Annotated in this window: 10 protein-coding genes; 5 read left to right on the forward strand and 5 right to left on the reverse strand. The window is 40.7% G+C overall.

Translation table 11 applies throughout. From position 1 onward, the window contains the following. Nucleotides 1-118: 118 nt before the first annotated feature. Nucleotides 119-1,063 (reverse strand): type I phosphomannose isomerase catalytic subunit, encoded by a 945-nt coding sequence (locus BMW61_RS15165; protein WP_091823625.1) that lies wholly within the window; start codon nt 1,061-1,063, stop codon nt 119-121. Nucleotides 1,064-1,210: 147 nt separating this feature from the next. Here BMW61_RS15165 and BMW61_RS15170 point away from each other — a divergent pair, with 147 nt between their 5' ends. Next, the gene (locus tag BMW61_RS15170) at nt 1,211-2,017 is read left to right on the forward strand and encodes an alpha/beta hydrolase (protein ID WP_091823628.1); all 807 of its coding nucleotides are present in this window, start codon (nt 1,211-1,213) and stop codon (nt 2,015-2,017) included. 30 nt (nt 2,018-2,047) lie between these two features. Here the strand turns inward: BMW61_RS15170 and BMW61_RS15175 are convergent, their stop codons facing one another. Together BMW61_RS15175 and BMW61_RS15180 are read right to left on the reverse strand one after the other, a co-directional pair. Further along, on the reverse strand, nt 2,048-2,701 hold the full coding sequence (locus BMW61_RS15175) for a phosphatase PAP2 family protein (RefSeq protein ID WP_091823631.1): 654 nt from the start codon (nt 2,699-2,701) through the stop codon (nt 2,048-2,050). An 18-nt stretch (nt 2,702-2,719) separates the two neighbouring features. Then, complete coding sequence (locus BMW61_RS15180; RefSeq protein ID WP_175475243.1) at nt 2,720-4,030, reverse strand: FIST signal transduction protein; 1,311 nt, start codon at nt 4,028-4,030, stop codon at nt 2,720-2,722. Nucleotides 4,031-4,267: 237 nt separating this feature from the next. Here BMW61_RS15180 and BMW61_RS15185 point away from each other — a divergent pair, with 237 nt between their 5' ends. Together BMW61_RS15185 and BMW61_RS15190 are read left to right on the forward strand one after the other, a co-directional pair. Further along, nucleotides 4,268-6,670: a ribonucleoside triphosphate reductase gene (locus BMW61_RS15185; protein WP_026498135.1), complete on the forward strand. Its 2,403-nt coding sequence runs from the start codon at nt 4,268-4,270 to the stop codon at nt 6,668-6,670. Between the two features lie 148 nt (nt 6,671-6,818). Next, the gene (locus BMW61_RS15190) at nt 6,819-7,331 is read left to right on the forward strand and encodes a helix-turn-helix domain-containing protein (protein ID WP_091823637.1); all 513 of its coding nucleotides are present in this window, start codon (nt 6,819-6,821) and stop codon (nt 7,329-7,331) included. Between the two features lie 72 nt (nt 7,332-7,403). Here BMW61_RS15190 and BMW61_RS15195 read toward each other — a convergent pair whose 3' ends face one another. Next, nucleotides 7,404-9,083, reverse strand: a complete 1,680-nt coding sequence (locus BMW61_RS15195) for a M3 family oligoendopeptidase (RefSeq protein WP_026498137.1) — start codon at nt 9,081-9,083, stop codon at nt 7,404-7,406. Between the two features lie 281 nt (nt 9,084-9,364). Between BMW61_RS15195 and BMW61_RS15200 the strand changes: the two genes are divergently transcribed. Next, nucleotides 9,365-10,660 (forward strand): ABC transporter substrate-binding protein, encoded by a 1,296-nt coding sequence (locus BMW61_RS15200; protein WP_091823640.1) that lies wholly within the window; start codon nt 9,365-9,367, stop codon nt 10,658-10,660. Between the two features lie 13 nt (nt 10,661-10,673). Then, nucleotides 10,674-12,461: a methyl-accepting chemotaxis protein gene (locus tag BMW61_RS15205; protein WP_175475244.1), complete on the forward strand. Its 1,788-nt coding sequence runs from the start codon at nt 10,674-10,676 to the stop codon at nt 12,459-12,461. Nucleotides 12,462-12,553: 92 nt separating this feature from the next. On the opposite strand, the gene BMW61_RS15210 is transcribed toward BMW61_RS15205, so the two are convergent. After that, nucleotides 12,554-13,420 carry a methylenetetrahydrofolate reductase gene (locus tag BMW61_RS15210; protein WP_242876759.1) on the reverse strand — a complete coding sequence of 289 codons (867 nt, stop codon included), beginning with the start codon at nt 13,418-13,420 and terminating at the stop codon, nt 12,554-12,556. Nucleotides 13,421-13,490: the final 70 nt, after the last annotated feature.

Consider the following 13,490-nt stretch of genomic DNA (forward strand, 5'->3'; position numbering starts at 1 on the left):
TATGTGTAACACTTTGGTAACATATTGGCCATCTACCACGCTGAATATAAACAAAGCCTTCCGCAGAATTTGCGGAAGGCCTCCAGTTATTAATTCAGTTTTATATCACAGTTGTTATTTATTCTTCATAGGTAAGAAGTGCTTCGCAGCACCCTTCTATCTCATAATCTCCACTTCCTGCGGGAAGGAAAAAGCTGTCACCCTTTTTGTAAACCATTTCTTCGTTTTCACAGCGTATTATTCCGCTTCCATCCACTATAAGTACATGAAGGAAGGATTCCTTTCCGATATTTCCGCAGAATTTGTTGCCAGTCTGTTGTGATGTAACAACTTTGTCCACAGTGAAATACTTACATGCAGCGATGTGACCGTCCTTAGGGTGAACCTTAGTAACCGGCGCAAGCGTAGTAACATCCATAGCTTTTTCTACATGTAATTCCCTCAGATTTCCGTTTTTATCACGTCTGCCATAATCATATACGCGGTACGTTACATTCGAATTCTGCTGAATTTCTGCAAGAAGTATGCCTGCACCTATGGCATGCAGGGTTCCCGCCTCAATAAAAATCACGTCACCTTTTTTTACCGGATATGCATTCAAAACCTCTGTCAGAGTCTGATTTTCAATCCTTGCCGCAAATTCTTCCTTTGTAATCTCACGATTGAAGCCATAGTATAAAAAGGCATCCTTTTCAGCATCGATAATGTACCACATTTCGGTTTTACCATACTGATTTTCATGCTCTTTTGCATATTCGTCGGACGGATGAACCTGAAGTGAAAGATCTTTTTTTGCATCAATGAACTTGATAAGGACAGGAAAATCTTTGAACTGTTCACATTTTGATCCCAGAACTCCCCTGCCGTTTTGCTGTATATATTCAGTAATGGTCTTATTCGCAAAATCTCCATTCTCTATTACCGATTCGCTACCCGGATAACATGAAAGTTCCCAGCTCTCTGCGGTAACATCACCTGCCGGGATTTTTCCGAACTCATCCACAAGCTTGTTTCCACCCCACAAGTAATCTTTTGTGGCTGCTTTTAGCTTTAATATTGACATTTTTATCCTCTCTTTTTATTACATAATACTGAATTGGGAATTTTATTATAGTATCTTAAATCATATTTATGCAACTATTACAATTTTAACCCGCACATTGTGATATACTAAATTATAAAAAAAATACCGTAAAGAAGGCGTGATGCTTTGAAAAAAATAAAAAAATTTCTTAAATGGATAATAATAGCACTCATTTTTATTGCTGCTGTTCTCATAATCGCTTTCAAGCTGTACACAAGCAGCTACTACCGCGCAGACCTGAGCATTACTGAGAACATTCAGGAATTACTTCGAAATGACGTGCACTCATATTCAACCAAAGACGGAGCGGTCTTTATCCCTCAAAAGCAGGAAATTAAGGCTGTTATTGTATTTTATCCGGGCGGAAAAGTAGAATATACCTCCTACAACGGACTTATGTATGAGCTTGCTGCAAGAGGATATATATGCCTTTTACCAAGAATGCCTGAAAACCTGGCACTGCTTAGCACAAATGCAGTAGACCGAATCACTTCCGGGTATGAGGAATTCAACAAGGAAGCTGAGGAACTCGACTGGTACTTGGCAGGGCATTCTCTCGGAGGCGTTGCTGCATGTGTTCATCTTGGGAAAAACCTCATCCCCGAAGAAGGCGGCAGTTCTGAAGATGTAACTATGTCTTCTGAGTACAGCGGAATTATTCTTTGCGCTTCATATCCGACGGAAGATCTATCAAACAGCAATCTCCGTCTCCTTTCGATTTATGGCTCGAATGACCAAGTACTCGATCGTGAAAATTATGAAAAGAGCAAGAAATACTGGCCTAAGGATTCCGAGGAGCATATCATTCTCGGCGGCATTCATTCCTATTTTGGAAGTTATGGTATCCAAAGCGGTGATGGAGAGCCGGAAATCACCAATTATAATCAAATAACCCAGACAGCGGACATTATCGCTGACTGGGCCAGTCACTAACTCATATATATTTAATATCTCTTGCTATTATTATCTTAGATCCTTATCTGCTATGCCTTTAAATAGGAAAAGGAGTGCCGAACTTATAAGAATTCCTCCAAGAATATCTGTAAGCCAGTGTACTCCGCAGATAAGTCTGCCCACTACGGTAACAACCATAATTACTGCGCAGCAGATCTTCAGAAGCTTCAACAGCTTTTCATCTTTAATATAATTCCCAATTACCATAATTGTGCTGGCCATTACCACGCAGATGAGCATTGTATGCGAGGACGGGAATGAAGCTTCCGCTTCGGTAGCATCCGGCATTATTATCGGCCTGTAATTGATAATCACCTTTTCAAACAATGCATAAAGAGCTATAACCACCGCATAAAGGCATCCAAGCTTTATGATAACAGGGTCGACTTCGGTTATGCTTTTTCTTTTTATAAGTTGTAAAAGTCCGATCAGAGCAAACACAGCACACACCAGAAGTGCAAGAATTCCGAAAATCTCCGTTATTTTATACCATATGATATTTATTCCGAAAATGTTATGAAATGCAGTATTTATGCTATAAAATCCCATCGGCTTACCCGTCTCCGGAACTACGGCAACATCCACATTCTTAACAAGAATAATCAGAATCAGCGCAAGAAGAGCAAAAACCCCCGAAACAACAAAACTTTTTCTACTTTTCATAATTTATTATATCTCCTATTAATTTTTAGTTCTATCCTGCAATTTTTCCTGCAGATTCTCATTTGCTTCCCGAAGCTCAGCTGCTGTCACATTTATGAAATTAGCCAATCTTCTAACCATTGACAGCTGATCATGCATCTTGTGCTCCTCAGGAACCTCTATCTCCTTATCTCCTATACCAGTAGGCTGCGACATAGCCTGTCCGCCCTCTCGCATTCCGATAGCCATAAGCGTAACATGATGTTCGATTATGTATTCACCCATACGCATGATCTCGCCACTTGAATAAAAACCACTTACAGGCGCAATCAGGCTGAATGGACCGGTCTCCTTATTAATCAGATATTTCCAATAGAGGCGTCTGACGCCGCAGGAATATAGAAATACTGCCTGTGGAGCAAAGCTTCTTACATTCCACACAAGGTCCTCAACATCGGATTTAATAACGTCAGGATCTCCGTAGGACAGGTTAACCTTAGAACCCTGCTTAATATCAGCCGCAAGCATTAGTGATCTATCCTCGGTATTGCAGGAAAACGGCATACGCAGTACTTCATGTCCATGCTGGTTGGACATAATCGGGAATTCCAAAATATTGGCAAAGAAATTCTCATCTGCCTGTATGTCCAGATATTTACTGTAGATATCACCCGCCGGCACCCCGTCAAGCTCGTACAGCCTCTTATCCTCTATCCTGGTTACGGTCAGATCTCTTCCTAGCGGCTTCCATCCGATAGCATGATGAATATCTATATGAAAATCATCACCCGAGTAAGTCACAAGAACTACGCCATGCTCCGACGTTTCAGTATCCCCGATAACCATTGTTACGTTTTCTTCAATCTTTTTCCCTGCACTACCTGCCCCAAAGATTTTTACACTTTTCTCGCACTTTTCAGCTTCCCTGAGAATCTTGGTACTGTTTATAGATTTCAAGGTCATTAGTATTTCTGCGGCTTTTATGCTATCCGTTACATCTATGCTGCGACAAATATCTCTTCCCGTGTCCTCTTCGCGGCCTTCTTCTGTTTCAAAAAGATGAACACCAATCTCTGTACTCTCAAAAATAGAAACAGCCATAACCAGTCCGTATTCAGCCAAATGGCCATCACAGATGTCCCCATTTGAACTGGTACCTGCTATATGTGCATCGGGATACATCTCTTTTATTTCCTGCTGGATTTCATGTATCTCTTCCCTGCCAAATGCTATGGTGTACAAGTGGAAAAGTATAGACTTGAACGACGTTCTCTGAGTATATGCATAGACCTCTGATAAAGCCTTGGTTACCTCTGATGCTGCAGTAAATTCATAATTATATTGTTTCAATTGCATTAACCTCTGTCATAAGAAAATAATTTATCACGTCTAATATTATAAGGCAAACAAAACATATCTGAAATAGCTCTTTTAAGAAACACTTGTAATCATGCCGTTTTTGCCGCAAAGAAACGGATAACACAATATATAGTGTTTATAATTAATAAATTACCTATATATTGACCGTCCACATTTTATGTGATACCTTATATGTAGTGGGTATTTAAGTTTTTTGGGGGTGTTCTTATGTATGATGTAGTAAAACGAGACGGTAGTATTGCGAGTTTTGATATTTCAAAAATATCATCTGCTATAATCAAAGCTTTTGTAGCTCTTGATAAGCCCTATCACACAAGTGTGATAGATCTTGTGGCTCTTCGGGTAGCTTCAGATTTCGAAAGCAAAATCTCAAACAATAAGATAACAGTAGAACAGATTCAGGACAGTGTTGAGAAAGTGCTCTCAGAATCAGGTTATTCCGACGTTGCCAAGACTTACATTCTCTACAGAAAACAGCGTGAGAAGGTCCGCAATATCAACTCTGCACTTTTAAACTACAAGGATCTTGTAAATGACTACCTCAAAATCAATGACTGGCGTGTTAAGGAGAATTCAACGGTTACCTACTCTATCGGTGGTCTCATTCTCTCAAATTCAGGCGCCATTACAGCAAATTACTGGCTGTCAGAGGTATATGACGAAGAGATTGCAAAAGCTCACAGAAGCGCTGCAATTCACATCCATGACCTTGCCATGCTATCAGGATATTGCGCAGGATGGAGTCTTAAACAGCTGATTCAGGAAGGACTTGGCGGCATTCCCGGCAAGATTACATCCGCTCCTGCCAACCATCTCTCCACTCTTTGCAACCAGATGGTCAATTTCCTTGGAATCATGCAGAACGAGTGGGCAGGTGCGCAGGCTTTCTCGTCATTTGATACATATCTTGCTCCTTTCGTGAAAATTGATAACCTTTCCTATGAAGATGTCAAGCAGTGTATCCAGTCCTTTGTTTACGGAGTCAATACTCCAAGCAGATGGGGCACACAGGCACCGTTTTCCAACATCACTCTGGATTGGACCGTTCCTGCCGATCTTAGGAACCTTAACGCTATTGTCGGCGGAAAAGAAGTTGATTTCACCTATGGCGACTGCCAGCGTGAGATGGACATGGTCAACAAGGCATTTATCGAGATAATGATTGAAGGAGATGCCAACGGACGTGGATTCCAGTATCCCATCCCCACCTATTCAATAACAAGTGATTTTGATTGGAGCGAGACTGAAAATAACAAACTTCTCTTCGAAATGACTGCAAAATACGGCACACCGTATTTCTCAAATTATATAAATTCAGACATGGAGCCCAGCGATGTTCGTTCCATGTGCTGCAGACTGCGCCTCGATCTTCGCGAACTAAGGAAAAAATCAGGCGGATTCTTCGGGTCCGGCGAATCAACAGGTTCTATCGGCGTAGTTACTATCAACATGCCCAGAATAGCATACCTTGCGAAGGACAAAAATGACTTCTACAGTCAATTGGATCATCTCATGGATGTCGCTGCAAGAAGCCTTAATACTAAGCGTCAGGTTATTAGCAAACTTCTTGAACAGGGCTTATATCCTTACACCAAGAGATATCTCGGATCCTTCAGCAACCACTTCTCAACCATTGGACTTATCGGAATGAACGAAGTGGGTCTGAATGCAAAGTGGCTTAGAGCCGACATGACAAACGAGAAAGTTCAGCAGTTTACCAAGGAAGTTCTCACCCATATGAGAGACCGTCTATCCGATTACCAGGAGCAGTACGGTGATCTCTACAACCTCGAGGCTACACCTGCTGAATCCACCACATATCGCTTTGCTAAGCATGATAAGGAACTTTATCCAGATATCATAACCGCGAACATGGCTGAAACGCCTTATTACACCAATTCATCCCATCTGCCTGTAGGCTACACTGAGGATATTTTCTCAGCTCTTGATATTCAGGATGAATTACAGACATTGTATACCTCGGGAACCGTATTCCATGCATTTTTAGGAGAAAAGCTTCCTGACTGGAAAGCCGCTGCCAATCTTGTGCGAAAAATTGCCGAGAACTACAAGCTTCCTTACTACACCATGTCACCAACCTATTCTATTTGTAAGGAACACGGATATCTCTCCGGTGAGCAGACTGTTTGTCCTATATGCGGTGCAAAAACCGAGGTTTACAGCCGTATTACAGGTTATTATCGTCCTGTTGCAAACTGGAACGATGGTAAGGCTCAGGAATATAAAGATCGAAAAGTATATGATGTAGCACATTCAACTTTGAAACGCGAGAATGTATCAGTTTCAGTAAAAACTGCCGCAGAGCTTGAAAACAACCTGATAAATATAAAAACACCCGATATGAATTCGGTACTTTTATTCAAGACAAAGACTTGTCCAAATTGCAAAATAGCCACTGCTCTTCTGGATACAGCCGGTGTCAAATACGAGCTTATGGATGCAAATGACAACTCAGACCTTGCTCAGGAGCTGGGTATCATGCAGGCTCCCACACTTGCCATCCCCGAAGAGGGCGGATATAAGTTATATCCCGGAGTATCAGATATAAAGGGATGGATAAATCTTACAAAGCAGAACACAGCAGTATAATCCTTATTCTATAAACCTTCTTCTACGATAAAAACTCCGGATCTCCGGGGTTTTTATTGTGTAATTTTCAAATTGCCTGCATATATTATTAGACAAGTGCTGTAATCTCGTATATTATTGAATGAAAGAGTTCTATGGAGGAGCAAAAATGGGGAAAAAATCCATCAAGGAAAACAAGAATATTTACTTTGAAAGCCGCGAGGAAGCAGGTCTCACAAGAGCACAGGCCAGTGAGCGTATCGGTTTTATCAGCGAAAGCCGCCTTGAAAAAATAGAAACCGAAAAGACTGCGATTCAGCCGGAAGATGTTGTTGCTATGGCAGAGGCCTATAAAAAGCCCGAATTATGCAATTTTTACTGTACACACGAGTGCAGAATCGGTCAGGATTCCGTACCTGTTGCCAAAGAGTCAACTCTCTCCGAGATTGTACTTGCCATGCTTTCTTCTCTCAATTCGCTTGACGAACAGAGAAACAGGCTTATAGACATCACTGCAGATGGCATTATCTCTGATGACGAGCTTCCTGATTTCGTTAATATCCAGAAGCAGCTCGCTCAGATTGACCAGACAGTAGAGTCTCTTAAGATCTGGATGGCTAATACCGTAGCAAATGGTCAGATTAACAAAGAGAAGCTAGATGCGCTTTTAGCAAAGAAATAACGCATAATTCTACAATTAGAGCATTAAAAATGGCATGTGAAGAATAACACATGCCATTTTATTTTACGTTTTTTATTCCAATTTGGCCTTATCCTGCATGTTTACTGCAAGTTCAGCGATTGTGCCATCCCTGAAGGGACTCTTTAATCCAACCTCATCCAGCATATCTTCATAGAACTTACTTGCTGATATCTTACAAAGATCAAGATAATGTTTCCAAGCATCCTTGTAATCCTTGTCCATCCATACCTTAAACTGCATAGCAATTACACTTGCAAGCACATAATCGATGTAATAGAAAGGTGACCAGAAAATGTGTCCCTGCTTCTGCCAGAATCCACCCTCTGCAAAGAAGGGATCACCATCAAAATCGAGCCATGGTCTGTAGGTCTTTTCCAGATCCTTCCATACCTGTTTTCTCTCAGCTGGTGTCATCTCAGGCTTCTCATATACTATATGCTGGAATTCATCAACCATACATCCGTAAGGAATGAATGTAATTGAATCTCTTATGTGCATCTTGAAGTAATCATCTTTTCTGTCACCAAAGAACTTATCCATCCAGTTGTAGGTGAAATACTCCATTGACATTGAATGAATCTCTGCCGTTTCCATCGTTATATCGTTGTGCTCAGTAATCTCTTCATCTTTTGTCACATAACCCTGGAATGCATGTCCGCACTCATGTGTGACAACGTCTACATCACCGGCTGTACCGTTGAAATTAGCGAAAATGAACGGAACCTTGTATTTCGGCAAGAAATCCATATATCCGCCCTGTTTCTTGTTCTTTCTTCCAAGTACATCAAAGAGCTCGTTTTCGATCATAACATCGATAAATTCAGCTGTTTCAGGCGAAAGCTCTCTGTACATATCCTGTCCGGCTTTCATGATCTCCTCAGGTGTCCCGATCGGTGCAGGATTTCCGTTTTTAAAATAAACCTCGTTATCATAGTACTTGAGCTCTGTAACGCCAATCTCTTCGCGGCGTTTCTCCTGAATCTTGCAAACAAGCGGAACAAATGAATCCTTAACCTGCTTTCTGAAATTCTCAACCTGAGGTCTTCTGTAAGAATTTCTCATCATACGGTTGTATCCAAGCTCGATGTAGTTCTCATATCCCAGTTCTTTTGCCTGTTTTGTCCTGTTTTTAACGAGTTTATCATAAATATCGTCAATTTCATCGGTCACAGACATAAAGTAGTCTGAAAGAGCCTTCCAGGCCGCCTTACGATCATCTCTGTCGTTACCTGTAAGGAATTTTCTCAGCAAAGAAATATTGTACTCTTCTCCCTTAAAAGGAATCCTTGCAGAGGCAATAATATTGTCATACTTATTGATGAGGGCATTCTCCTCCTGCATAAGCGGAAGAATTTTCTCGTCAATGGAAGCAAATTCAAGCTCCATATTTTTAAAAGCTACCTTGCCGATCTTTTCCTCAAGATAATCTCTGTAGGGCGAATTATAAATGAGCTTCTTGTAGTCATTATCGTACTGCGCAATAACAGGTCTGATTTCGTCAATATATTCCTGCTCCTTGGCATAAAACTCCTCTTTGGTATCCACATCATGTCTAAAGCATCCTATGGTCATATTGGTTCTGATATCGTTCATAAAATCATAGTAGCTCTTGTGGAGTGCAAATTGCTCCTCTCCACTCTTAGCGTCCTTACTGTCCGCCATCAGCTTTTCAAAAAAAGCCTTCACTTTATCCATATCTATGTGTTCATATGGCATCTCTGAAAATTTCATGCGTTTTTCCTCGTCTTTCTAAAAGATACTGCCCTTCGATTATAGTATTTTAGCCGCTATTTTACAAGGAATATTTAATTGTGCGCTATTTGTTGCTGCGCGTGTTGATATATTGATGTTCTGATGTATTGATGTTCTGATACCGTATCTGTTAATATAATTTAGTTAATCTATATAATGATATTTAATAAACTTTTTATTATTCAGCCGACTATTAGCCTATATAATTAAAATAGTACTGTATTAGCTCTCTTGTTTTTGCACAGAAAGGATGGGTAAAAATGGTATATAGAAAGATTATTTCCGTAATTACTGCCTTTTCGCTAATTCTTATGTCCGCAGGATGCTCAAAAACTGCCCAGGAAGCAGAACAACCTGCAGAACCCGGCACTATTACACTACTTAACATAAAAAGCGAAGTAGGTTCTCAAATCGGGGATCTTGCAAAAGAATACTCCAAAGAGTCAGGCGTCTCTGTAAATGTCATAAATGTTCCCGCCGGCGTAGATGCACAGGCTACGCTTAAGGGATATTATCTTTCCGATCAGATGCCTGATATAATCGCTTGCGAAGCTTCCGGTTTCAGTAACTGGGATGGTCTTCTTGAAGATTTAAGCGACCAGGACTGGGTACAACGCACTGATGCTTCCTATTCCGATAGCACTTATGGCGTTCTGGGATTCCCCTATACTACAGAGGCTATAGGCCTTGCCTATAATGCAAACATCCTGTCCTCATGCGGAATTGATCCTGCTTCAATCACAGGTCCGGAATCCCTGCAATCAGCATTTGAGACCATTGATTCTAAAAAGAACGAGCTTGGTCTTACCGCTGTAATCGGCTTTTGTGCAGAGCCAAATGATGTAGGATGGTCAGCAGGCAACCATATCTTTGGCACCTACCTTGACTCAGGACTTGGCAGGACTGATACCACTTATATTGATATGCTTAATGATGGTGGAAAAATTGATGATGAGCGTTTTTCAGCCTTTGCAAATATGATCAGCCTTTTTATAAAGTATTCTGATCCTGCGGTTCTTACGGAAAGCGCATACAACGAACAGGTTGCCAATTTTGCAGCCGGAAAATATGCTTTCGTAACACAGGGATCCTGGATAGGCGCTACAATGACAGGCGATTCTTCCGCAGATTATGCAGCTGCAGGAAACTTTGAGGTAGGTATGCTTCCATATTGTTTCTTGGACGGACAGGACACAATCCTTACCAGTGCTCCATCCTGGTGGGCCATTCCCAAGGAAGGAAATGTAGAAGAAGCAAAGGCATTCCTCCAATGGTGCTCCGAGGACTCCGGCCAGAAAATTCTTGTTGAAAGCGCAGGATTTATCAGTCCCTTTACGGACTGTAAATATGTAGCTTCTGACCCGTTCGCCAAGGTCATATCAAGTTATATTTCTGCCGGAAAGACATCAAACTGGCACTGGCAGAATATGCCATCCGGACTGGGACAGAACGGTCTCTCATTTGCTTTCTATAAATTCGCCACCGGAGAGCTGGATCCAGAAGGCTTTATAAATGAAGTCAAATCCATCACTTCCGAATGGTATTCAAAGCTTTAAGGAGGGTGGCAGAATGAATAATAACACTAGTAACGAATTAAAAAATCCAGCTAATATAACAGTCAAAAAGAAAGATTCAATCTTGTTTCAACTTATGGCTCTGAATCTTTTAATGCTGATAGCTTTCATAGTTGTAATGAATCTTGTTATGTCATCCATGCAAAGATCCACAAACAGCAGTATTCAGATGTTTGGCTCAATGATGACCCTGACTCAGCATGAAGCGGCATTAAAATCCGATGTAATGTCCTTATACGATCAGACTACGGGATATATCGCTGCTGATGCTGTTGAAACAAAGGAAGCCCTTCTTCCGCAGATAAATGCCATACGTTCAACCATTGAAAGCGATATAAAGGCCCTGAATGAAGATTTTGCTTCAGCCAATGATGAAGAAGCTACAACACAGCTTGGAGAAATATCAAATCAGTATCAAAGATTATCGAATCTTATCGATTCCGCCATCGCAAAATGTGACGCCGGAGACCAGGAATCCGCTTATAAAATACTCTTTGATAAAGCCGAGATTCAGAAAATTGCAATCTTCCACTCCGCTAAAGCTCTTGATAACGCAATTTCATCTCAGTCGGACGCGACAACAACTTCGATGAATGCCCTCCTTGCATCCGGAAAAATTGTTGCAATGGTCGGTATGGCTGTAATTCTAATACTGATTATTATCAATTTCTTTATAAGTTATAAAAATATTGTGAGAAAGATCCGCTCTATAAGTGATGAAGTAAACAAAATCATCTCGGACATTGAGCAGGGAAATGGTGATTTGACCGCTAGAATTAAAACAAAAACTAAATCAGAGCTGTTATTTATAACAGGTGGTATCAATCATTTTATCGAGACTTTGCAAGGAATCATGCGTGATGTCAAGAATGGTTCACAGATACTTACTTCTTCTTCAGAAGAGGTTGCTTCTCAACTGAGGATGGCTGACGACAATGTTACAAATTCCTCAGCTGCCCTTGAAGAATTGTCTGCAAACATGGAGACACTTGCAGAAACAGTGTCATCTATTAATTCTAAAGTTAACAATGTCACAGGTGCTACAAAGGCCATTACAGATGAAGCTGAGAAAGGTACAGCAACGGCAATCGCTATTAAAGAAGAGGCTAATACGCTAAAATCTCGCGTAACCACTAAAAAAGCCGATGCCGGCAATCAAATGTCCGCTCTTTCCGAAACACTTTCTCAATCAGTTAAGGATTCAGAGAAAGTCGAACAGATCAACGAACTTACCAATACCATACTTGATATAGCTTCACAAACCAATCTGCTCTCGCTAAATGCTTCCATTGAGGCTGCAAGAGCCGGAGAAGCCGGAAAGGGTTTTTCTGTCGTAGCAACAGAAATTAGCGCCCTTGCCGACAACAGCAGACAAACCGCTGCAAACATACAGATTATAAGCAATGAAGTAACCGAAGCAGTTAATAAACTGGCTAAAAACGCTCAGAATGCCCTGGATTTCATCAATGGTACCGTTCTTGCAGATTATGATGAATTCGTTGATACAGGCGAAAAATATGAGCATACAGCCGATTTGATGGACGATATGCTTGTATCCTTCACCGAAAAAGCTGAAAATCTAAATGAAATAATGACTGAAATGGCAGAATCTATCCAAATGATAACCACTTCCATTCAGGAGAGTTCAAAAGCGATTTCACTGTCTGCTGAGAGCTCTACCGAGATTGTCGGCGGAATCAAAAAGATATCACTTGCTATCAATCAAAATACTGATGTTACCGAGCAGTTAAATGAAACAACCGAAAAGTTTAAATCGTTGTAATATATTATATCTTTAATTAATTATTTAAAGAGGTTATGAATATTCTCTATAATTCATAGCCTCTTTTATATATCGTGCGTTATTTTAAGTGCCTATCTAACTGCATCCATCAGTATTTTAGCCAGATCAGGCTTATTCATGATATAGAAATGTATACCGTCAACACCTCTGTTCTTTAACTCCAACGCCTGTTTAATTGCATAATCAATACCATATTTTTTCATTTCCTCAGGATTGTCTCCATATTTGGAAATAATAGATGATAATTCCTCCGGAACGGTAGTTCCCGAAAGGGTTACTGTGGTCCCTAACTGCTTTGCACTCGTAATTGGCATTATTCCGGCCGATATGGGCGCTTTTACACCCAAGTTATGTAATTTATCGATCAGACGATAAAAGTAGTCATTTTCGAAGAATAATTGCGATATGAGCACATCACAGCCCTTATCAACCTTTGTTTTTGTATTGTTTATATCCTCTTCTTCACTTTTGGCCTCAGGATGCTTATGAGGATAGCATGCCCCAAGCAAAGTAAAATCCATGCCTTTTCCCTTTATATATTCAGCCATATCGCTGGCATGGAGGAAATCACGTGTATTGAACTGCTCATCAGTCATAAGCTTTGGTCTGTCGCCTCTTAAAACCAGAATATTTTCAATCCCGATATCCTTAAATCTGTTAAGGCCTTCCTCTAATTTTTCTTTACTGAAGCCTACGCTTGTAATATGCGAAACTACTTCTAGTCCCGCTTTATTCTTAGCGTAATCCGCTATTTCAACTGCCTTTCCGGCATTGGATCCGCCTGCACCATAGGTTACGCTGACAAAATCCGGTTTGATTTCCGAGAGCTGCTCAAGTTTTGTATAAATATTTTTAAATTCATCCTCCTTTTTCGGCGGATAAATTTCACACGATAATACTGTTTTACCTTTACCGTAAAGATCCTTAATACTTCCCACTTCTTCCGTCCTCCGTTTCTTTTAGAATGTATTGTATCATACTATTCATAACACCTATAAGTTTTTTCTC

Origin of the sequence: Butyrivibrio sp. ob235, from assembly GCF_900109475.1 — a bacterium.
Classification (GTDB): domain Bacteria; phylum Bacillota; class Clostridia; order Lachnospirales; family Lachnospiraceae; genus Butyrivibrio.